This is a genomic window from Sorangium sp. So ce1504 (assembly GCF_051521635.1).
Lineage (GTDB): Bacteria > Myxococcota_A > Polyangia > Polyangiales > Polyangiaceae > Sorangium > Sorangium cellulosum_B.
Map to the genome: position 1 here is coordinate 1,046,654 of NZ_CP150365.1, position 20,994 is coordinate 1,067,647.

Below are 20,994 nucleotides of genomic sequence, written 5' to 3' on the forward strand. Positions count from 1 at the left end.
GCGCAGCTGGTATCATGTCCACCCGGATCGGAGCACCAGCTCCCACGCGCCGGCGCGCGGTGCGTGGCTTTCGGCGCGGCCCGCCCAGCGGATGCCGTATCCTCCTGCGGATGCGGCAAGGCGCGAGGATAGGTGTCCTGCTCGTCGCGATGGCGGCGTGCGGCGGCGATGGCGATGATGCGGAGTCCACCGCTGGCGCCGGAGGCGCCGCGCCGGGCGCGGGCGCCGCCGGTGGTTCCTCGCCTGGCGCGGGGGGCTCCACGCCGGGCGTCCCGGCCTACGGCCGTTTCGGTCAGCCCACGACCACCTTCACGCTGCCGGAGCCGGCCCCGAGGGAGGGTGAGCTCCCCGAGATCGCCTATCCCGATCTCGCCGGGTCGTTCCCGGAGGTCGACTGGAGCGCGCTCGACCGGCTCTACATTCCGGCTGGCCACTACCGGAGCATCCTGCTCGGCGGCCTGCCCGAGCGGAGCGCGGAGCGCCCGCTCGTGATCACGAACCTCGGCGGACAGGTCGAGGTCGGGGGCGACGCCGCCAACTACGTGTTCGTGATCAAGGGCGGGAAGGGCTGGATCCTGACCGGCCGGCACGACCCTGTCTCGAAGACCGGAGACGAGGGGTTCCGGGGGCACGCCGAGGGCGCGTTCGCCCATGGCCAGGGGACGTACGGCATCTTCATCGACGACGCGTTCAGCAAAGAGGGCCTCTCGGGGCTGGCCATCGGCGGAGGAGCGTCGGATTTCGAGCTGGATACCCTCGAGGTCGCGCGCGCCGAGTTCGCCGGCATCGTCGCCAAGACCGACGACGACGGGCAGGCCACGATGCGCAACGTGAAGATCCACGACCTCTACGTGCACGACGTCGGCTCGGAGGGGATCTACTTCGGCAGCACCCAGGCGCAGCCGCAGCATGCCTTCGAGCGCCTCGAGGTGTACGACAACCGTTTCCTGCGCACCGGCACCGAGGCGCTGCAGGTCGGGCAGCTCGGCTCGGATTGCGAGATCCACCACAACGTCATAGGACCGGGCGCGGTCCGGTGGCGGTCGGCGTTCGACCATTACCAGGACGGCAACGTGCAGTTCGGCCAGCGCTACGGCAGCTCGAGCTTCCACCACAACCTCGTGATCGGGACGGGCGACCTCTTCGTCGAGCTGTTCCCGACGCGCGTGGACGGCGATCCGCGCTCGCCGTCGGACACGATCTCGTTCACGGACAACTACTTCGCCGACACGTCGCTGAGCGGGGTGTACACGCACGCGGTGGACACCGGCGCCACGATACGCTTCGAGCGCAACGTCTTCCTCGGGTTCCACTTCAACTATGGCGAGGTGTACCCCGACGCGGACGAGCCGGTGCAGGTCTTCGCGGTGGGCAGCAACGCGCCGAACCCGCACATCCTGAAGGGCAACCGGGTGGACGGGCCCTATCCGTTCATCAAGTGGCTCTTCGACAGCGTGCAGGCCGAGGACAATCCGACGGTCGCGGTGGAGCGGGTCCGCTTCCGAGACTTCATGGGAAGCGGCCTCGACGAGGACTACCGGCGCCTGGAGTGGTGGACCGACCGCGCGACGCTCAGCCCGGACGAGCGCGCCGTGACGTACCCCAAGGGAGCCCACGTCCTCCACCAGGGCGCGCTCTACGAGGCGCTCGCGGAGAGCCAGGGCAAGCAGCCCGATCAGCACCCCGACGTGTGGCGCGCGCTGCCGGCCCCTGCGGACGACGTCCGCCTGAGCGCCGACTCGCCGCACCAGGGGCTCGGCGTCCGCTGGCCGCCGCCTTAAAATCCCAGCAATCTCCCCGCCTCCCTGTTCAATTTCTCTTTGCTGAAATACCAACAAATGAGTGGATTTGTCAGGGGCTGTTCTCCATGAGGCTCTTCTACGCTCCCACATCCCCCTTTGCTCGCAAGGTGCGGGTCACCGCGCATGAGCTGCAGCTGGGAGACCGGATCGAGCTTGTGCTGGTCAATCCCTGGTCGGACGCGGCGCTGCGGTCGCTGAACCCGTTGGCCAAGGTCCCGACGCTGGTGCTGGGGGACGGACAGGTGCTCTTCGAGTCGGCGCTCCTCTGCGAATACCTGGATCACCTCGCGGCCGGCGGGCTGTATCCAGCGCCGGGAGAGGCGCGGTGGAGCGCCTTGCTCCGGCAGGGCGTCGCGGACGGCATCAGCGCTGCTGCCGGGCGCCTCTTCGCCGACGAGCATCGCCCATCCGACGAGCGATCGAGCAGCGTCATGCAGCGCCAGGCGGCTGCCATCGAGGCCAGCCTCGACAGGCTGGAGCGCGACGCCGGTGCGCTGTCGGGAGCGCTCGCGGACATCGGCGCGATCTCGGTCGCCTGCGCGCTCGGCTACCTCGACTTCCGCTGGCCGGATCGGGCGTGGCGAAGCGGCCGGATCGGCCTTTCGCGCTGGTTCGACGTCGTCGGCCAGCGCCCGTCCATGACCGCGACGCAGCACCGCTCGCCGTGATCTCCTGACGTGGGGTCCCCAGGCGGCGCCCGCCGCCCCTGCGGGCTCGGCGCTCGTCATCTCCCACCCCATCCCGCCCGCATCCCGCCGGCATCCCGCCCACGCCCGAGCCCGGCTGTGCGCTCGACGGTGGCGCTTGAACGAGCGACGCCCGTCCCGCGAGGTTTCGGTTCGATGACTGTCGAAACAGATTGACGGCGCCCCCGCGCCGCCTAGATTCACTTTGATGACCATCGAAGCAGATCCCCCGGCGCGTGAGCTGGGCGTCGAGGCGCGCATCGGCGTGCTCAAGGCGCTCGCCGACGCGTCGCGGCTCCAGGTGGTGAACGCCCTGATCGAGCGGCCGCACTGCGCCGAGGAGCTGGCCGAGCGGCTGGGGCGCGCGCCGTCCACGGTCTCCTTCCACCTCCGGAAGCTCGACGAGGCCGGGCTGGTGACGAAGCAGAAGACCCAGTACTACCTGGTCTATGCGCTGCGCGACGATCTGCTCCGCCTCACGCTGAAGGAGCTCGTCTCGCTGCCCTCCGCCGCCGACGGCGCCGCGCGGCGGCGCGCGGAGCGAGCCCGGAGCCAGGTGATGCGCGCCTTCTTCCGCGGGGGCGTGCTGGTCCAGATGCCGAAGCAATGGCGCAAGCGGCGCATCGTGCTCGAGCAGTTCCTGGGCAAGTTCCAGGCGGGCCGGCGCTACCGCGAGCAGGAGGTGAACGAGATCATCCAGACCCTGTATCCCGACCATTGCACGATCCGGCGCATGCTCGTCGACGAGGGATACATGACGCGCGACGGCCTGCACTACGAGCTGATCGCGGAGCAGACCAGGACACCCGAGGCGAAGGACACGACACCCGAGGCGGAGAGCAAGACGCCCGGCTCAGGGACGAAGAAGGCGAGAGGGAGCACGATGGAAACGCGCAAGGAGATGAAGCGGAAGTATCTCGAGACCCCGAAGCAGGCGGGCATCTTCCAGGTCAAGAACACGGTGAACGGCAAGGTCCTGCTCGGCAGCAGCACGAACCTCCATGGGCCGCTCAACAAGCACCGTTTCGCGCTGTCCATCGGCGCGCACCAGAACCAGGCTCTCCAGCGGGACTGGCAGCAGCACGGCGCCGACGCCTTCACGTTCGAGGTGCTCGAGGTCGTGCAGCAGAAGGATGAGCCGGGGTTCTCCGTGGCGGACGAGCTCACGCTGCTCGAGCAGATCTGGCTGGAGAGGCTCTCGCCCCTCGCGCCGCGCGGCTACAACACGGATACGCGGCTCCGCGAGTGACGCCGCCTCGCGCCGTCCCCGGATGACGCCGCGCTCGCCCGTGTCCTGGCCGCCGGGGCGCCTCGAGGCCGGCGGCGCCAGAGCCGCATGCGCCCTGTCCCGGTGGCGAAAGCCGTGGATTTCATCCACGATGGCGCTGCATGCGGCCAGCCGGCATACGGAAGAAGTCTCCAGATGTCGTCGAGCCCTCGCCCGATGGCCGCGCCCTCGAGGCGAGCGCCGAGGGCTGCCTCGCCGGCGGCGGCGAGATGGGCGCGCTGCTGCGCTCGATCGACTGGGCGAAGACGCAGCTCGGCCCCGTCGCGACATGGCCGATCAGCCTGAAGACCGTGGTCGGCCTCGTGCTGGGCAATCGGTTTCCCATGATCATGCTGGTCGGGCCGGAGATGCTGCAGATCTACAACGATGCCTATCGGCCTATCCTGGGCATGAAGCACCCTGCGTCGGTGCTCGCCCCGGCGCGCGAGGTCTGGGCCGAGGTCTGGGACGTCGTCGGCCCGATGACGCAGACCGTGCTCGACGGGGGGCCCGCGACGTGGAGCGAGCACCTCCTGCTCCCGCTGCAACGGCGAGGCTTCGTCGAGGAGACGTACTTCACGCTCTCCTTCAGCCCGATACCCGGCAACGACCAGCGGGTCGCCGGCGTCATCATCACGGTGCAGGAGACCACGGAGCAAGTCCTCGACGCGCGCCAGCTCCGCATGCTGCGCGATCTCGCGACGCGCTCCGCCCATGCGAAGTCTGCCGAGGAGGCGTGCTCCACAGCGGCGGAGATCTTCGCGGCGAACGTCGCCGATCTTCCGTTCTCGCTGCTTTACCTCCTGGACGGCGATACGGGCCATGCGCGCCTCGCTGGCGCGAGCGGGCTCGACGGATACGAGGGAGCGGCGAAGCCGGCGCGCATCTCCCTCCACGACCGAGGCGGCGAGGCCTCGGCCTGGCCGCTCGCGGAGGCGGCGCGCGCCTCTGGCGAGCTCCTCGTTTGCGATCTCGCGGCCCGCTTCGGCGCCTTGCCCCTCGGCCGCTGGGGCAGCGCGATCGAGCGGGCGATCGTCCTGCCCCTCTCGCGGCCGGGGCAGCCTCGTCCTTATGGCTTCCTCATCGGCGGCGTGAGCCCGCATCGCCTGCTCGACGAGCCGTATCGCGGGCTGTTCCGGCTGATCACCGATCAGGTGGTGACCGCCATCGGGAACGCGCGCGCCTACGAGGAGGAACGCAGGCGCGCCGAGGAGCTCGCCGCGATCGACAGCGCGAAGACTCTGTTCTTCAGCAACGTCAGCCACGAGTTCCGGACGCCGCTGACGCTGATGCTCGGCCCCCTGGAGGACGCGCTCGCGTCGCCGGAGCGCGCGCTCTGCGGCGAGCACCTTCTGCTCGTCTACCGCAACGCGCTGCGCCTGCTCAAGCTGGTCAACGCGCTGCTCGACTTCTCGCGCATCGAGATGAACCGTGCGCAGGCGTCCTACGAGCCGACGGACCTCGCCTGCCTCACCGCCGATCTCGCGAGCGCGTTCCGCGCTGCGAGCGAGCGAGCCGGGCTCGCGTTCAAGGTGGACTGCCCGGAGCTCCCGGAGCCGGTCTTCGTCGACCGGGACATGTGGGAGAAGATCGTGCTGAACCTGCTGTCCAACGCCCTGAAGTTCACGTTCGAGGGCGAAATCGTCATGTCGCTGCGCCTTCGCGGGGACCACGTCGAGCTCGTGGTGCGCGACACGGGCACCGGTGTACCCGAGCACGAGCTGCCGCACCTCTTCGAGCGCTTCCATCGCGTCCAGGGGGCGCGCGCGCGCACGCACGAGGGTTCCGGGATCGGGCTCGCGCTGGTGCACGAGCTGGTGCGCCTGCACGGCGGAAGCGTCCAGGCGGGGAGCCGCGTGGGCGAGGGGACGGCGTTCACGGTCGCGATCCCGCGCGGATCCGCGCACCTCCCGCCGGAGCGTATCCGCGCCGAGAAGATGCTCTCGTCGACGGCGACCGGCGTCGCGCCCTACGTCGAGGAGGCGCTGCGGTGGCAGCTCGTCGACGAGGCGCCCGCCCTGGCGCTCGCCTCGACCGATCCCGCCGGGCCCGGCCACGTCTCGGCGCCGTTCGACCCGAGCGCGCGCGTTCTCCTCGCCGACGACAACGCCGATATGCGCATGTACTTGCGGCGCATCCTCGAGGAGCGGTGGACCGTCGAGGCCGTGAGCGACGGCGCCGCCGCGCTCGAGATCGCCCGGCGGTCGCCGCCGGATCTGCTCGTCGCCGACGTGATGATGCCGGGCCTCGACGGCTTCGGCCTGCTCCGGGCGCTGCGCGCCGATCCGGCGACGCGGGGCGTGCCAGTGATCATGCTCTCGGCGCGCGCGGGCGAGGAGTCCCGCGTCGAGGGGCTGGCGGCTGGCGCCGACGATTACCTCGTGAAGCCGTTCTCGGCGCGCGAGCTCGTCGCTCGCGTCGCGACCCACCTCCAGCTTGCAGCGCACCGGCGCGCCGCGGAGCGGGAGCGCGAGCAGCTGTTCGCGCTGTTCGAGCAGGCGCCCGTCGGGATCGCCGTCTACCGTGGCCCCGAGCACATCATCGAGGTAGCGAACCCGCACTTCGTGGCCATGGTGGGCCGTGACGTGCTCGGACGCTCGTTGCAGGAGGCCTTCCCTGAGGTCGTCGGCTCGTCGTTCCTCGAGGTCTTCTACCGGGCCTATGCGACGGGCGAGCCGTTCGTCACCCACGACTACCGGTTCGACCTCGATCGCGGGCGCGGCGTGCTGGAAGAGTCGTACTGGAGCTTCAACCTGCACCCAATGCGTGACCCGGGCGCTGCCGTCGCCCGGATCCTGGTCGTCGCGCTCGACGTCACCGAGTACGTGCGGGCGCGAAAGAAGCTCGAGGCGGCGGCGCGGGAGCGCGAGGAGCTGCTGCGCCGCGCGGAGGACGCGCGGCGCGACGCGGAGCGGGCGAACCGCGCGAAGGACGAGTTCCTGGCGATGCTCGGCCACGAGCTGCGGAATCCGCTCGCCCCGATCGTCACGGCGCTCCACCTGATGCGCCTGCGCGCCGGGGGGCATGCCGAGCGCGAGCGGCTCGTCATCGAGCGCCAGATCAAGCACCTGACGGCGCTCGTCGACGACCTGCTCGACGTCTCCCGGATCACGCGGGGCAAGGTCGAGCTGAAGAAGCAGCGGATCGAGATCGCGGAGGTCGTGGCCAAGGCGGTCGAGCTGGCGAGCCCGCTGCTCGAGCAGCGCCGGCACCACCTCACTATCGCTGTCCCTTCTGCCGGCCTCGCCGTGGAGGGCGACGTCATGCGGCTCGCCCAGGTGGTCTCGAACCTGCTCACGAACGCCGCGAAGTACACCGAGAGCGGCGGCGAGATCGCCGTCCGGGCCGGGCGCGTGGAGGGCGAGGTCGTCCTCTCCGTGCGCGACAATGGTATCGGCATCGCCCCCGAGATGCTGCCGAGCGTCTTCGAGCGCTTCGTGCAGGAGCGGCAGGCGCTCGACCGATCGCAGGGTGGCCTTGGCCTGGGCCTCGCCATCGTCCACAACCTCGTCGCGATGCACGGCGGCCGCGTGAGCGCGCACAGCGAGGGCCGCGGGCGCGGGAGCGAGTTCACCATCCGGCTTCCGGCCGCGGCGACCGTGCGCTCGCCCGAGGCCGCGCCGGCGCTCCTTCCGCCCGGGGCGCAGCGGACGCCGTCTCCGGCCGGCCAGCGCCGCATCCTGCTCGTGGACGACAACTTCGATGCCGCCGAGCTCCTGGCCGAGTCGCTGGGCGCCATGGGCTACACGATGCGCGTCGCCTCCGACGGCCCGTCCGCGATCCGGATCGCGGAGGAGTTCGCGCCCGACGTCGCGCTGCTCGACATCGGGCTGCCGGTGATGGACGGCTACGAGCTCGCGCGGCGCCTCCGCGAGCAGCCGGCGGGTGAGCGGGTTCGCCTGATCGCGATCACCGGTTACGGGCAAGAGTCGGATTTCCGGCGCTCGGAGCGGGCGGGGTTCGAAACACACCTCGTCAAGCCCATCCAGATCGATCGATTGATGGCGCTCATCGAGGAGCCTCCGGCCTGCAGGGCCGAGTGAGCCGCGGCGACGTAGGATGAGCTTCTGGCCAGAAGGTGCCGTCCGGGGGCGGCTCGTAGGACAGCATCACCTGCTTGCGGAGCGCGAGGCAGCTTCTGACGCAGGAAGGAACAATGGATATGCAACGCATGCGAATTGCGAGGATGGGTGTTCTGGTCGCAGGATTCGCCGCGACCGCGGGATGCACGCTGGTCTCGGGGGTAGGAACACTCGAGTTCAACGGTGAGGCCGCTGGAGGAGCTGGCGGAAGCGGCGGCGCCGGCGGCGGCGGCGCCGAAGCGGGAGGCGGCGAGGCGGGCGGCGCCGGGGGCGGCGGAGGCGAAGCGGGGGGTGGCACGGGCGGCGGCGCAATGGGCGGCGACGTGATGGTCCAAGAGTGCGTGCCCGGCGAGGGGGTTGCCGTGGGCGCCCGCGTCTGGGGTGACGCGTGGCTCAACGGGTTCGTCCTTCATTGCGCCGACTTTCAGAGCGACGGTCACACCGGGGACGGGTACGATGCCGGCCCCGTGACCGGCAGCATGACGGGCTCGCACGTCTCCAAATTCTGCGACTACCCCAGGAATGTCGTGGCGTTCAGGTATACGTACGACGCGGAGCATGTGTACCAGGTCCAGCTTGGTTGTTCGACGCCTGAGGTATGGAAATCGTCGACGCCCAGCGTCGAACAATGGCTCGATCCCATGGGCGGAACGACGGCTGGTCCGCAAGAGTACGGAGCGCAATGCGAGGAGGGGTCCGCCTATAGCTACTTCACGCTCAACGTCAGCGAGGATGGTGAATCCATACGAAGCTTCGAAGGACCTCGCTACTGCTTGGGAATGCCCTGATCCCTCGCAAGGCCGCCTCCGGAGACGCCGCTCCTCGGCGAGAGGACTCTCCTCTGCGAGGCGGCAGCGACCGGGGACCCCCGCCGCGGGAGGCGAGCTCCAGGTCTCCGGGCGCGGTCGAGCGCGGAGATGCGTTGGTCCGTTATAAAAGAAATGTTGTCCGTTATGGTGGACGTCGGCGCTGCCCCGTGGTACTGGGCATCCAACGGACGGGACAGCCATGCACTACCGACAGCTGGGTGACAGCGAGCTCCGGGTCTCGGAGCTCTGCCTTGGGACGATGACGTTCGGCGAGCAGAACACGCTCGAGGACGCCAGAGCGCAGCTCGACTACGCGTTCGACGCGGGGATCAACTTCATCGACGCGGCCGAGATGTATCCGGTGCCGACCCGCGCCGAGACGCAGGGGCGCACGGAGAGCTACGTGGGCGAGTGGCTGAGCCAGCGGCCGCGCGACAAGGTGATCGTCGCGACGAAGATCGCGGGGCCGGGCCGCCCGATCCCGTGGGTCCGCGGCGGCTCCCTCGCGATCAACCGCGCCAACGTCCGGCGCGCGGTCGAGGACAGCCTGCGGCGCCTCAGGACCGATTACGTCGATCTCTACCAGATCCACTGGCCCGATCGGTACGTGCCTCAGTTCGGCGCGACCGCCTACGATCCGGCGAACGAGCGCTCGAGCACGCCGATCGCCGAGCAGCTCGCGGCGCTCGCGGAGGTGATCCGCGACGGCAAGGTCCGGTATTTCGGGCTCAGCAACGAGACCGCCTGGGGGGTGGCGCAGTGGAGCCGCGTCGCGGCGCAGCTCGGGCTCCCCAGGCCGGTGTCGATCCAGAACGCCTACAGCCTCGTCAACCGCACGTTCGACTCCGCGCTCGCGGAGGCCTCGCGTCGCGAGGACGTGCCGCTGCTCGCCTATAGCCCGCTCGCGTTCGGCCTGCTCACGGGCAAGCACCTGGGCGGGCCGCCGCCGGGCTCGCGCTTCGCCCGGTTCGAGACCTTCGGCCAGCGCTACAGGAAGCCCAACGTGGACGAGGCGGTGCAGGCCTACGTCAAGCTCGCGCGCGCCCACGGCCTGAGCCCGGCGTCGCTCGCGCTCGCCTTCGTGCGCAGCCGCTGGTTCGTGGCGAGCACCATCCTCGGGGCGACCACGCTCGAGCAGCTCGAGGAGAACGTGAAGAGCGCGGGCGTGGTGCTCGGCGCGGAGGTGCTCGCCGAGATCGAGCAGATCCACGCCCGGTACCCGAACCCGGCGCCCTGATCTCGCCGGCCCCGGCGGCGCCGCTCGCCCGGGGCGGCGCGGTCCGACCCCCTCGGTTCGCGGGAGCGCGGCGCTCCCGGGCGAGCGATGCTGCGGCGCCGGCGGGCAGCCGCCGCGCCGGCACGGAGGGGGGATCAGATGACGACCAAGCTACCCAGGCGGAGCCTGCTCGCTGGCCTGCTGCTGATGGGCGCCACGGGCTGTGCGGGCTCGGGGGCGATGACGACCGCGAGCGCTCGCCGGAAGGCGCCGGCCGATCCGTGGCAGAGCGTTCGGGACGAGTTCGATCTGTCGCCGGCGTGGATCCACATGACGGCCTTCCTGCTCGCCTCGCACCCGCGGCCCGTCCGCGAGGCGATCGAGCGGCTGCGGAGGGAGCTCGACGAGAACCCGGTGGACGCGCTCCACGCGCGCGAGGATCCGGCGCCGGTGCGGGAGGCGGCGGCGGCGTACATGGGCGCCGGGGCCGAGGAGATCGCGCTCACGGACAGCACCACGATGGGGCTCGCGTCGTTGTACCTCGGCCTGCCGCTCGAGGCCGGCGACGAGGTGCTCACGACGGAGCACGATCACTATTCCACGCACGAGTCGCTCCGGCTCGCCGCGGAGCGGACCGGCGCGGTGGTGCGGAAGATCGCGCTCTATGCGAGGGGCAGCGCCGCGACGGCGACGGAGATGGCGGGGGCGATCGAGGCGGCGCTCACCCCGGCCACGCGGGTCGTGGCGATCACGTGGGTCCACTCGAGCTCGGGCGTGAAGACGCCTGTGCGCGCCATCGCCGAGGTCGTCGCCAGGGCGAACCAGGGCCGGGCGCCGGGGAAGCGCGTCGTCTGCTGTGTGGACGGCGTGCACGGCTTCGGGGTCGAGGACGCCACGATGGCCGATCTCGGCTGCGATTTCTTCGCCGCGGGCTGTCACAAATGGATGTTCGGGCCGCGGGGCACTGGCGTGCTCTGGGGCAGGCGGGAGCTCTGGCCGATGCTGCGCCCGAGCATCCCGCCCTTCGGAAGGGCTGCATACGAAGCCTGGCTCCGGCAGCAGCCGCCGCCGCCCACGACCGCGGACATGATGTCTCCCGGAGGGTTCCACTCCTTCGAGCACCGGTGGGCGCTGCCCGCGGCGTTCGCGTTCCACCGGGGCATCGGCAAGGCCAGGGTCGCGGCCCGGACCCACGCCTTGAACCGGCAGTGCAAGGAAGGGCTCAAGGGGATGGGCCATGTCACCCTGCACACGCCGCTCGACGACGCGCTCTCTGCGGGGATCGTGTGCTTCGAGGTGGCGGGGATGACGCCGGAGGCCGTCGTGGGGAGGCTCCGCGAGAGGAAGATCATCGCGTCGACGTCGCCGTACGCGACCTCGTATGTCCGCGTCGCGCCGAGCCTGCTCAATTCCGAGGCGGACGTCGAGGCGGTGCTGCGCGCGATCCGCGCGCTCGCGTGAGGGGCCCGGTCCGGCGAGCCATGGCCGGACCTCTGGTGGGCCGGACGAGGGCGCCTATCGGGCGGCCTCCTCGATTCGAGCGATGTCGATCTTCCTCATCTGCATCATCGCCTGCATGACCCGCCCCGCCTTGGCCGGGTCCGGGTGCTGGATGAGCCGGATCAAGACGGACGGGACGATCTGCCAGGACACGCCGAACCTGTCCTTGAGCCACCCGCACTGGCTCTCGGCGCCGCCGTCGGCCGTGAGCTTGCTCCAGAGCTCGTCGACCTCCTCCTGCGTCTCGCAGGTGACGACGAGCGAGAACGTCTCGTTGAACTTCTGGTGGGCGCCGTTCAGGGCCATGAGCCGCTGGCCGTTCAGCTCGAACTCGGCCATCACGAGCGAGCCCTTGGGCCCCGGACCGGCGTCTCCCGAGCGGAGCTCGGAGAGGATCCGTGAGCCCTTGAAGATGGACAGGTAGTACTGCACCGCCTCCTCGGCGTTGTTGCTGAACCAGAGGCACGTCTTGATCTTCTGCGAGGTGGTCATGATCGGGGCTCCTGGCCGGGGTCGGGCCCGGCGGTGAGGTGAGGGCGGCGCGGTCACCGCGACCGCGCTTTGCCTGGATGTCGGAGCACGGTGCGCCGGCTCGACATGGGGCCGACGATTTTTTTTCGACCCACCGGGGCGGCCGGGCTCCCGGGTCGCCGGGGCGGCCGAGGGGGGCGGGGCGGCAGCCCGCCGGGCGGCCGCCGTGGTCCGCCGGCCGCCGCCCCGGGGCGGCGCCGGGCGACGATGAGCTCGCGGGCCGGGTGGAACGCCGTGGCGATCCGTGAGAGAGCACGCGCATGAGACACATCCTCGATGGGTCGATGGGGGTCATCCTGGCCGCGGGGCTCTGCAGCGCTGCGTGCAGGGCGTCCGCGCATGAGCCTCCCGGCATGAACGCGCCTCCCGGCACGAACGCGCCTCCTGGCGCGAACGCGCCTCCCGGCACGAACGCGCCTCCGGCGGAAGAGCCCGCCGCGCCGCCGGCGGAAGAGCCCGCCGCGCCGCCGGCGGCCGCCCCGACAGGGGAGAGGATCGTCGTGGGCAGCGATCCCTGCAAGAGCGACGCAGACTGTGTGCCAGTGTGCGCGTGCCACGCGGCCGCGTGCATCGCAAAGGCCACCGCGCCGACGTGTGATCGCGGCCTGATGTGCACGCAGGAGTGCCGGCCCGGAACGATGGATTGCGGCGGCGGCTGCCTCTGCCAGGGCGGCCGGTGCGCGGCCCGCCTGATCAACGTGCCCCCGCCCTGAGCCCCTCTGCGTGCGCCGGCCTGCGGATGAGCGCGTAAAAGCTCTTAGAGCCCCGCTGAGGGCCCACCAGGACCGGGGACGCCTGGACTCAGCTGTTCGTGGAGCGGGCGCCCAGCGCTGTCCTCAGTATTTGTAAACATCGGCGAAGATCGAGCGACGCATGATCTCGTTCGTCGTCGTCTCGCGCACCCACGCCGCGATCCCCGTCCCGTTCGCGCCGAAGCCCACCGTCGGCTCCCCGTGTTCGGCGGCGTTGTCGTCCTCCAGCGCGTGGGCCTCCGTCCATCCCTGCGCGGGCGAGAGCTCGCTGGCAAAGATCGACCGGAGGGCGGCGGCTTTCTGGGTCCACACCGCGAGCGCCCGCCCGGCCCCATCCACGGCGATCTCGGGACCGCTCACACTATCTTCGTCGGCCGAGAGCTTGTCGGCTGGCTGGAGCGTCGTCCCCGAGAAGCGCCGCGCCCAGATCGCGCAGCCGGCGCCGCACTGACGGAACACCACGCCCCCGTCACCCTCCGCGTTCATCGCGACGGAGTAGTCAGTCGCTCGTTGGCCCGCGGTATCCACGCCGGTGGCTCCGGCCCACACGCCCCCTGAATAGGAATTGGCGATCACGTGCGACACCGAGGAGGTCGAGTCGCGCTGGAGGAAGACGACCATCGCGTCCCCGTTGCCGTCCATCACGACGCGTGGGCTCAAATGGTCGAGCGTGTCGTCCGCCTCCAGCGGCTTCGGGCCTGCCGCGCTGCCCTTGTGCGTCGTCAGATCGTACGTAACCACGTTGCCCAGCACGTTGAGACGCCCGCCGTCCGACTGGTACCACGCTGCCACCGCGCGCAGCGTCGTGCCCACGGTCGAGACGCCGACAGCCGTGCCGTTGCAGCTGGTCGTGCTCCCCGACACCTTCACCGGTGTCTGCCAGCCCTGCCCGCCCTCGTAAATGGCCAGGTATCCCTCACGCGCCGAGGTGTCGGCGGTGTTCACGTCGATCCCCACGGCGATATGGCCGGCGGGGGTCATCGCGACCGTCGTCGAATGTTTGGAGACCCCCGAGGTGCCCTCGGCGATCGTCTCGACCGTGCCCCACCCGGCGGGCCATCCGAGCGATGCCGTGAACCGCTTGCCGAACACGGCGCCGCCCACCGAGGACGAATACCAGACGACCACCCCGTTGCCACCGGCGTCGATGGCAACCCTGGCGTTCACGCCCCTCGTGGCCGCGTCGTTGATCTGCAGCAGCGGGTCCCAGCTGTCGCTCTTCTTGATATAGCGGCGCGCCCAGACGGTGTCCTGATCATAAAACACGAGCAGCGCGTCGCCGTTGGCCGAGACCGCGACTTGGGGAAGGAAATTCGAGACCTGATTGGCGAGATCGTCATGACCGATGCGCTCGAACGTATCCCAGTGGGGCGGGGGGGCTTCGCCTCCGCTCCCGTCGCCCCCGGTCCCGTCGCCGCCCGCGCCGTCGCCGCCTGCCCCGTCACCGCCTGTCGTGCCGCCGCCGCCGCCGCTGCCCGCACGACCGCCGCCGCCCACGTCGCTCGAGCTCGACGACGACTCGAACGTTCGCACCTTCTGTCCGCAGGCCGCGACGAGGACGAGCCCCAGAATGAGAGCCAGCTCGCGCCTGGCGCCCCATCCTCCGCCGTGCCCGAATTTTTCGCGCATCATGCGCGAAGATGAGATCCGAACGCCTCGGAGATGTCAATCCCCAACTGCGCCACCTGTCCTGGCTTGACAGACCACTTCACACTCTCCGCCACCGCGGCAGGAGAGGGTGGCAGCGCGCCCCGTCGGCCGCGGCAGCAAACCTGAACGGCGACGGTCGTCCCGACCTCGCCGTCTCGGACTGGTTCACAGGCATGGGCGCGCGGCTCAGCGCCTGCTTGCCCTCATCTCGACGTATCCCCCATCCTGAGCCGCTCAGCCTGCTGCGCCACGTGACCGGCCCGGACCGGCGCGACCCGATCGAGGCGCGCGACATGTTGCGGATGCTCGCAGAGCTCCGCCTGTGATTCGCTTCGGTGCCGGAGCTCCAAGGAGCCTTCTTCAACGGGCTTCGTGAAAGAAAAATGTGCTCATTCTGTGATGGTTTCATTCGAGCGGTGTCTTTCCTGGCTCAGCGCCGCTGATTGCGCTCGGCGGTCGCACGTGAGCGCGCGAAATCCTTACATGCGTGAGAGGGAATGGTGTAGCGTCGCCATCAAGCTGCCGCTTCCGCTTGGGAGGATTGGCTAGGAGGACGCGCAAGATGCAGAGGCCAGGGGCGCGCGCACGAACGGTGCATTCGAGGGTTTCATTCACGGTATTGACGGCGGGGATGCTGGCTGCTTGCTCCGAAGGAGCACAGCCGCCGGGACCGGAGGAGTCACGGCCTTGGCCGTCCTCGCAGGGCGCGGCGTATGACTCACCGCTTGACACCGGCAGAAGGCAGGTCTTCTTACGAAAGATCCCGACGGCGCCGGCGTCGGTGCCACTGGAGCCACCGCAGGGCAAGGCCGCCATGGCGCCCGAGTACCCGTATGACCATTCTGGAGATGCAGAAAAGGTAGCAGCGCACGAAGCCCACAAACGGCTCCTCCAGCCGGTCAAGGACGATGAGTTCTCCGTCATTGTTGGCAACGGGGAAACAGGCGAGGAATATCAGGTCGTCCAGACCCTCGAAGGCCTCAAGGTCGCTGCCGACTATGCGAGAAAGCTCGGGTACGACGGTCGCGCGGGGAGGCCCACGGGCGATGTGGCGCCGGTCGCGGCCGAAGAAGAGCTGAGGCCGCCCAGCTTGGGGACGCAGTCGATCGTCGGGCCGGCAGACAATCGACTCGATTTCAGGATCAGCGCCTTTTATCCGGCGACCGCCTGGCCCCAAACGACGATGGTGCGTGTGACAAACAACCATGGCGCTGGCTCCGGGACGATGATCGGGGCCAGGATCGTCATCACGAACGCGCACGGGACCGTCGATTCGGCTGGAGGTATCGATTGGCCTCGCATCGTCCCGCGGCAAGACACGACGAGTCCTGCTCCGCCATACGGCGTGGTCGGAGCTCAAACCTACGCCTACCCGACGGCGTGGGTGACCCGGAACTGTCCGGTCAATCCCACGTGGGAATGCAACGCGCATGATTGGGTCATTCTGATACTTTGGCCCTCGCCCTTCGGCGGAAGTCATCCGGGCTACCTCGGCTACGCAGCGCACTCGAATGATGCGGTCGTCCAGTCCTGGGCTCATCATCTTTGGGGGTTTCCCGGCTGTGGAATGGCGCAGAGTCCGCCGGGTTGCACGGACGGCGTGCTCTTCGGAGGCGCCGGAGAGGGCCAGAACCCGGGCCCAGTCGTCTCCGAGCCGCTCGCCGACTGGCCGTTTCTCAATGCGAAATCTCGGCTCAGCCACAGGGTCGACAATTCGGAAGGCGTGAGCGGCGCCGGCGTCTTCAGCTACGCTCCGGCTGCCGGCGGCCCCTACGTGATCTCCACGTCGATATCGAACGGTGTGGTCGCCAACACGGGCGGGCTGGGCCCGCGTGTCACGGACACGCTCGTCAGTTACTTCAACTCGGTCCGCGCGCAGTTCCCGTAGTGCCCTGACCCTTGGCGTCCCAGGCGACATCGAGGGACACGGGGCCTCGGAACATGGTGACTTGCCGGAACTGCACCGGCCGATCGCTCGCGAGGTGGAGGCCCGGCAAGCGCTGCGTGAGCGTGGAGAGCGCCACACGCCCCTGGAGCCGCGCGAGGGGCGCGCCGAGACAGAAGTGCACACCGCGGCCAAACCCGAGGTGCTCGCCCCCGTCGGGGCGCCCGGGCTCGAACCTCGCGGGGGCTTCAACGACGGCCTCATCGTGGTTGGCAGAGCCCAGGAGCACGAAGACGCGCGCCCCCTTGGGGATCGTGACGTCTCCGATCGTCACGTCGACATTGGCGACACGGGTCGTCCCGGGGACCGGGCAGTCCCGGCGGAGGGTCTCCTCCACGACGGCGGCGGCGAGGGACGGATCGCGCACGAGCGCCGCGAGCGTGTCAGGGTGCAGGAGCAAGAGATGCACGGCGTTGCCGAGCAGGTCCGTTGTGGTCTTGTGGCCCGCGAACACGAACGCGGTCGCATAACTGACCGCCTTGGCCATATCGAGCTGACCGCTCGGGTCCGTGGCCGCCTGGACGAGGACGGAGAGGAGGTTGTCGGCCGGCGCGCTCCTCCGCGCAGAGAGGAGCCCCGCGAGGTGATGCTGCATGGTGACGAAGCTCTCGGCCGCTCTCACCCATGCGTCGGTCGGCAGGTGACCGCTCATGAGCAGGCGCGCCGCGTCATCTGCCCATTGACCGAACCTGCCGGCGTCGGTCGGCGAGACACCCAGGATGCCCGCGATGACCGCCACAGGCAGCGGGCCGCAGAAGCGCGCCATGAGATCTGCCCGACCTTCCGCCTCGAACAAGGCCACCAGCTGGTCCGCCAGCGTGGAGATGGCGCCCTCCAGGGAGGCAATTCGCTCGGCGCCGAACGCGGCGTTCATCTTCCGCCGGACCGAGGTGTGCTCCGGTGGGTCGAGGTGGATGATCGAGGTGGTCCGCGGGAACCCCCTTCGCAGGACGGCCACGACCTCGGGCGGCGGCTCCTTGACGCTCATCGTGGTGAGCCGCGACGAGAATCGGTCCGTGTCGCGGAGGATGGCGGCGACATCCGCCTGGCGAGCGGCCACCCACATGCCCAGATCGTCACTGAAGAAAATCGGCTCCTCCGCGCGCGCCTGCGCATACCGCGGATACGGGTCCTGCTGCATTTCCGGCGAGAAAAACGGGAAGGCACGGGCCATAGCTCACCCCTGAGCGAGGAAATCCAGACCCCTGTCTACCACACCAGCGAGCGGGCGATGGGGTGCTGGTCCACAGACTCCATCGGGACGGCGCCCGATGCGCAGAGGGGTTCCGGGCGCCTCGAGGCGCGGCGCAGAGCACGCGCAGCGGCGCAGGGCGGCCAGCGCGTCAGAAGTCTCCCTCCTTCACGTAGGGGTAGCTCCACAGCGTCACCTGCAGCAGGCAGGATTTGACCCACGCCGCGTGCATCCTCTCGACCTCCTCGGCGGAGTGGCCCTTCCTGGCGAGGAACGGCTTCAGGGTGAACGTCACCGGGAAGATGAGCACGAAGAGGTCGCGAAAGGGCACCAGGTCGGTCGACGGCGCCCCGTCCGTCTTGTTCTTCTTGATGCGGTGGTGGCGGAGGCCGATCTCGTGCTGGTAGTCGAGCCACTTCTGGTCGTACTCCGCGCGCGCGGTGTCGAGGATCCACTGGCCGAAGCGCTTGCGGACCCCACCGAGGTAGTCGCCGAGCGGCTTGCCGTCGGCCTTGCCGGTGAAGGACGCGAGCAGGTGCGGGTTCGCGCCGATGAAGCCGTACCAGACATCGAGGATCTGCTCGACCTGATCCTTCACGACGTCGTGCGAGAGGCGCAGGTACTTCACGTCTTCTTCCCCGAAGAGGGCGCTCTTCTTCATGTCCTCGAAGTCGGCTGGCAGAACCGGGGACTTCGCGACGGCGTGTGTTCCAACCGTGTATCCATGGATGGTCATGATCGTCCACTCCTTCTGCGGGCAATACCCCGCGCTCACCCCGAGCGACGCGCTCGGGACGTCGAACCGGTCGTCGCGACGGCGACGGGCCGGTAGGTCGCTCCGCCGAAGCTCGGCCTCGATTCCTCACGACAGCGCCGGCGCGCGAGCCGGCTGCGCTCCGAGATCGCGGGAGCGCAGGCCCGGAGCGAGGAGCCAGTGACAGGCCTCGGGAAAGCTATCCCCTCATCTCGCGGGGATGAGCACCGCTCTACTCGGGCTGGACGAAGCGCCTCCACGCGTCTTCGCGCTGCTGCTCTTCAGCCTGCTCGTGTTCGCCGCAATCGATCCTCAGGTGTCGGCCCGCCATCGGCGCGTCGACGAAAGCACAGTGGTGGGGCAGCGCCCCTTCATGCGCGTTCGGCCGGAAGTACTTGCAGGTGACGCACATGCGGCTCACCGGGATATGCCCGCTGAGCTGCAAGGACCGGATGATCTTCACGACGCCAGCCAGGAACGCCTCTTGCTCCAGCGCCGAGAGCGGTCCCACCGCGGACACGATGGCGTCGGGCAACGTCGATACGTCCGAGAGCTAGGTGGCAGCGGTGCTCACCTAGCTAGCAGGATCGAGAGCGCACCACCGCGGCTGTCCGCGCGAGCCACGCCACGGGATCTCTCGCGTGGTAGGGGTGCTCCGACGGCTCGATGTTGTCGAGGAACTTGCGGTAGATGATCGCCTGGCGGGCCGCGGCGACGGGCGCGAGCAGCTCGGCGGCGCGCTCGGGGTCGGAGCCCGGGATCGCGGCGCGCCACGCGCGGCTCCAGGAGCTCCGGAGCGGCTCGACCGCGCCGGGCGGGGCCCCGTCGAGGAACGCTGGCTGATCGAGCAGCGGATGCCCGACGCCGCTGTCGCCCCAGTCCAGCAGGACGGCCGACGTCGCGTCGCCGCGGGCATTGCCGACGTGGAAGTCGCCGTGAACCAGCGTGTCGGGCAGCCCGGCCTCGGCCAGGCGAGCGAAGCGCTCGGGCAGGCCATCGACGAAGCTGTCGAGGGTCGCCCGATCGCGGGCGGACAGGTCGGGCGTCCGGGTCACCACGTCCGCGATGAGCCGGGTCATGGCCGGCGCACGCCAGTCCGGCAGCCCCAGCGAAAGGAGCTCGCCGACCTGCCGGCTCGCGTCGCGCTGCAGCCCGACAAGCAGCGAGATCAACCGCTCCCGGACCGGCAGATCGGCCTCGTAGAGATCCTCGCCCGGGATCTCGGGCATCAGGATCCGCCGGCCGTCGTGGTCGAAGAGCGCCGGCACGGGCCCGCCCGCGAGCCGCGCGATCACAGCCCCCTCGTGCCCGAAGAACGGAGGGACGTGCTTCAGCCAGACCGTCTGGTCGCCAGCACGGAGCCGCCACAGACTCGACAGGTTCCACGACCGCATCTGCTCGGCGGGCGCCGTCCGCGCGAGGCCCCGATCGCGCAGGACGGCGTCCGCCCACGCGAGGTCGTCTGCAGGCCCGCCCGGCCGCGCCCACGGCTGCCGGAGCGGGTGGTCGTCGAGCGCTCCGCGCCAGGGCTCGACGCCGGGCGGCGGCGCGTCGGGCTCCGCCTTCGCGAGGTAGGTGACCGCCCCGCCGTGGGGGGCCGGGAGCTCGGCGGCGAGCATCCGGAGGACCGTCACCTGGAGGCCGAAGCGCTCGCGGGCACCCAGGACGACCGCCTGCGCGTCCTGCCACCACGGCGTCGCGACCGGATAGGGCGGCAGCGCGCCCAGGAGCTCACCGCTCGCGGTGAGGAGGACGAGCCGAACGACGCGCGGCGGGTGGGGCAGCATCGAGCGAGGATAGCGAAGAGGCGGCGTCGCTCGCGCGCGGGTGCTCGGCCGCCGTACGAAAGACGTCCGAGCGCCGCTCACGTCGAGCGCGGCTGTCCCGCGACCGCGGCCCTGACGGCGCGCTCCAGCGCCTCGCCGTCCTCGGGCGAGAGGGCGCGCATCGCGCCGGGGAACGCCGCCTCGAGGTCCACGAGCACGTCGAGGGCCGCCTCCTCGTCGACGGCCGCCCGATCGTGGCGCCCCACCTTCGACGCGGCGGACGCGAGGCGCGGGCCGTTCACGAGCCGCTCCCCCCAGCGGATCAGCGTCGCGAGGTCGACCGGGCGCTCCGGGTCCCACGGCGCGCTCTCGTCGAAGCGGTCCTCGCGCATCTCGGCGATCTTGCGCTTCAAGGCCATGTAGGCCCCGGCCGGCATGCGGACGTCGGGCTTGGCCACCAGGCCCTCCGCGAGGTTCTCCGGGCCGAGGGGCGGCAGCCCCAGGGCGGACGCGACGCGCGACGGGAAGCGCTCGGGCACGGCGGCGATCTCCGCCTTGCGCCCCCGGGCGAGCAGCGGGGGCATCATGAGCCCGGCCGCGGCGGCGACCGGGGCCGCCTCGCTCCAGGCCAGGAAGGCGTCCTCGCCGCCGTCGACCGCGCGGAGCTCGAAGGGCGCCCACCGCAGGTCGGGCGCGTACCAGACCCCGGTCTGCACCGCGCTCACGCCGCCCGAGGGCACGTCCGGATGCGGGTAGCCGCCGCCGAAGAGCTCGCCGTAGAGGACGAGCCGCGCCGCGCCGACCGCCGCGTACGCCGCGCGGGCGGCGTCCCGGAGCGACGCGCGGAGCAGCTGCCAGCCGAAGAAGGGGTCCTCGTCCCGGAGCCACGCCTTGCGCTTGCCGAAATGGACGCCGGCCGCGTCGACGCCGATCACGAGCTGCGCGCCGTGGATCTTCTCGAGCGCGACCCAGGTCGGAGCGTCGCTCGCGCCGAGGCACGGCATCTTCGGGAAGGGGAGGAACTCCATTTCCGGCGACGATA

16 protein-coding genes are annotated in these 20,994 nt (G+C 70.2%); 9 read left to right on the forward strand and 7 right to left on the reverse strand.

The features are described from left to right. Positions 1–110 precede the first annotated feature (110 nt). The 7 genes from WMF39_RS03915 to WMF39_RS03945 all read left to right on the forward strand — a co-directional run bounded on the left by WMF39_RS03915 (position 111) and on the right by WMF39_RS03945 (position 11,323). Positions 111–1,781, forward strand: coding sequence for a right-handed parallel beta-helix repeat-containing protein (locus WMF39_RS03915; RefSeq protein WP_437744204.1), 1,671 nt, complete (start codon positions 111–113; stop codon positions 1,779–1,781). A gap of 86 nt (positions 1,782–1,867) precedes the next feature. After that, positions 1,868–2,470, forward strand: coding sequence for a glutathione S-transferase N-terminal domain-containing protein (locus WMF39_RS03920; protein WP_437744205.1), 603 nt, complete (start codon positions 1,868–1,870; stop codon positions 2,468–2,470). A gap of 226 nt (positions 2,471–2,696) precedes the next feature. Next, a complete protein-coding gene (locus tag WMF39_RS03925; protein WP_437744206.1) occupies positions 2,697–3,737 on the forward strand; it encodes a metalloregulator ArsR/SmtB family transcription factor in 1,041 nt (346 codons plus the stop codon). Between the two features lie 140 nt (positions 3,738–3,877). Then, positions 3,878–7,798 (forward strand): ATP-binding protein, encoded by a 3,921-nt coding sequence (locus WMF39_RS03930; RefSeq protein WP_437744207.1) that lies wholly within the window; start codon positions 3,878–3,880, stop codon positions 7,796–7,798. 128 nt (positions 7,799–7,926) lie between these two features. Beyond that, positions 7,927–8,625 carry a hypothetical protein gene (locus WMF39_RS03935; RefSeq protein WP_437744208.1) on the forward strand — a complete coding sequence of 233 codons (699 nt, stop codon included), beginning with the start codon at positions 7,927–7,929 and terminating at the stop codon, positions 8,623–8,625. A 220-nt stretch (positions 8,626–8,845) separates the two neighbouring features. Then, positions 8,846–9,883 carry an NADP(H)-dependent aldo-keto reductase gene (locus tag WMF39_RS03940; RefSeq protein WP_437744209.1) on the forward strand — a complete coding sequence of 346 codons (1,038 nt, stop codon included), beginning with the start codon at positions 8,846–8,848 and terminating at the stop codon, positions 9,881–9,883. A gap of 138 nt (positions 9,884–10,021) precedes the next feature. Further along, a complete protein-coding gene (locus tag WMF39_RS03945) occupies positions 10,022–11,323 on the forward strand; it encodes an aminotransferase class V-fold PLP-dependent enzyme (protein WP_437744210.1) in 1,302 nt (433 codons plus the stop codon). A gap of 54 nt (positions 11,324–11,377) precedes the next feature. Here the strand turns inward: WMF39_RS03945 and WMF39_RS03950 are convergent, their stop codons facing one another. Beyond that, on the reverse strand, positions 11,378–11,854 hold the full coding sequence (locus WMF39_RS03950; RefSeq protein ID WP_437744211.1) for a VOC family protein: 477 nt from the start codon (positions 11,852–11,854) through the stop codon (positions 11,378–11,380). Between the two features lie 299 nt (positions 11,855–12,153). Here WMF39_RS03950 and WMF39_RS03955 point away from each other — a divergent pair, with 299 nt between their 5' ends. Next, complete coding sequence (locus tag WMF39_RS03955; RefSeq protein ID WP_437744212.1) at positions 12,154–12,606, forward strand: hypothetical protein; 453 nt, start codon at positions 12,154–12,156, stop codon at positions 12,604–12,606. 123 nt (positions 12,607–12,729) lie between these two features. On the opposite strand, the gene WMF39_RS03960 is transcribed toward WMF39_RS03955, so the two are convergent. After that, the gene (locus tag WMF39_RS03960; RefSeq protein ID WP_437744213.1) at positions 12,730–14,277 is read right to left on the reverse strand and encodes a hypothetical protein; all 1,548 of its coding nucleotides are present in this window, start codon (positions 14,275–14,277) and stop codon (positions 12,730–12,732) included. An 832-nt stretch (positions 14,278–15,109) separates the two neighbouring features. Here WMF39_RS03960 and WMF39_RS03965 point away from each other — a divergent pair. Continuing rightward, entirely contained in the window at positions 15,110–16,183 is a 1,074-nt protein-coding gene (locus WMF39_RS03965; protein WP_437744214.1) for a trypsin-like serine peptidase, read from the forward strand. Here WMF39_RS03965 and WMF39_RS03970 read toward each other — a convergent pair. The 5 genes from WMF39_RS03970 to WMF39_RS03990 all read right to left on the reverse strand — a co-directional run bounded on the left by WMF39_RS03970 (position 16,155) and on the right by WMF39_RS03990 (position 20,980). Beyond that, positions 16,155–17,306 (reverse strand): cytochrome P450, encoded by a 1,152-nt coding sequence (locus WMF39_RS03970; protein WP_437744215.1) that lies wholly within the window; start codon positions 17,304–17,306, stop codon positions 16,155–16,157. The two genes, WMF39_RS03965 and WMF39_RS03970, sit on opposite strands and share 29 nt — an antisense overlap. A gap of 277 nt (positions 17,307–17,583) precedes the next feature. Then, positions 17,584–18,168 carry a protoglobin domain-containing protein gene (locus WMF39_RS03975; protein WP_437744216.1) on the reverse strand — a complete coding sequence of 195 codons (585 nt, stop codon included), beginning with the start codon at positions 18,166–18,168 and terminating at the stop codon, positions 17,584–17,586. Positions 18,169–18,418: 250 nt separating this feature from the next. After that, on the reverse strand, positions 18,419–18,721 hold the full coding sequence (locus WMF39_RS03980) for a hypothetical protein (RefSeq protein WP_437744217.1): 303 nt from the start codon (positions 18,719–18,721) through the stop codon (positions 18,419–18,421). A 43-nt stretch (positions 18,722–18,764) separates the two neighbouring features. After that, the gene (locus tag WMF39_RS03985) at positions 18,765–19,973 is read right to left on the reverse strand and encodes an aminoglycoside phosphotransferase family protein (RefSeq protein ID WP_437744218.1); all 1,209 of its coding nucleotides are present in this window, start codon (positions 19,971–19,973) and stop codon (positions 18,765–18,767) included. Between the two features lie 77 nt (positions 19,974–20,050). Next, on the reverse strand, positions 20,051–20,980 hold the full coding sequence (locus WMF39_RS03990; protein ID WP_437744219.1) for an RNA ligase family protein: 930 nt from the start codon (positions 20,978–20,980) through the stop codon (positions 20,051–20,053). Positions 20,981–20,994 lie beyond the last annotated feature (14 nt).

Bases quoted from the DNA above. Each gene is read 5' to 3' on its own strand.
- WMF39_RS03970 (WP_437744215.1), bottom strand. From the start codon at position 17,306: ATGTGGGTGGCCGCTCGCCAGGCGGATGTCGCCGCCATCCTCCGCGAC.
- WMF39_RS03990 (WP_437744219.1), bottom strand. From the start codon at position 20,980: ATGGAGTTCCTCCCCTTCCCGAAGATGCCGTGCCTCGGCGCGAGCGAC.
- WMF39_RS03950 (WP_437744211.1), bottom strand. From the start codon at position 11,854: ATGACCACCTCGCAGAAGATCAAGACGTGCCTCTGGTTCAGCAACAAC.
- WMF39_RS03930 (WP_437744207.1), top strand. From the start codon at position 3,878: ATGCGGCCAGCCGGCATACGGAAGAAGTCTCCAGATGTCGTCGAGCCC.
- WMF39_RS03960 (WP_437744213.1), bottom strand. From the start codon at position 14,277: ATGATGCGCGAAAAATTCGGGCACGGCGGAGGATGGGGCGCCAGGCGC.
- WMF39_RS03965 (WP_437744214.1), top strand. From the start codon at position 15,110: ATGGCGCCCGAGTACCCGTATGACCATTCTGGAGATGCAGAAAAGGTA.
- WMF39_RS03925 (WP_437744206.1), top strand. From the start codon at position 2,697: ATGACCATCGAAGCAGATCCCCCGGCGCGTGAGCTGGGCGTCGAGGCG.
- WMF39_RS03945 (WP_437744210.1), top strand. From the start codon at position 10,022: ATGACGACCAAGCTACCCAGGCGGAGCCTGCTCGCTGGCCTGCTGCTG.
- WMF39_RS03940 (WP_437744209.1), top strand. From the start codon at position 8,846: ATGCACTACCGACAGCTGGGTGACAGCGAGCTCCGGGTCTCGGAGCTC.
- WMF39_RS03985 (WP_437744218.1), bottom strand. From the start codon at position 19,973: ATGCTGCCCCACCCGCCGCGCGTCGTTCGGCTCGTCCTCCTCACCGCG.
- WMF39_RS03935 (WP_437744208.1), top strand. From the start codon at position 7,927: ATGCGAATTGCGAGGATGGGTGTTCTGGTCGCAGGATTCGCCGCGACC.
- WMF39_RS03920 (WP_437744205.1), top strand. From the start codon at position 1,868: ATGAGGCTCTTCTACGCTCCCACATCCCCCTTTGCTCGCAAGGTGCGG.
- WMF39_RS03975 (WP_437744216.1), bottom strand. From the start codon at position 18,168: ATGACCATCCATGGATACACGGTTGGAACACACGCCGTCGCGAAGTCC.
- WMF39_RS03915 (WP_437744204.1), top strand. From the start codon at position 111: ATGCGGCAAGGCGCGAGGATAGGTGTCCTGCTCGTCGCGATGGCGGCG.
- WMF39_RS03955 (WP_437744212.1), top strand. From the start codon at position 12,154: ATGAGACACATCCTCGATGGGTCGATGGGGGTCATCCTGGCCGCGGGG.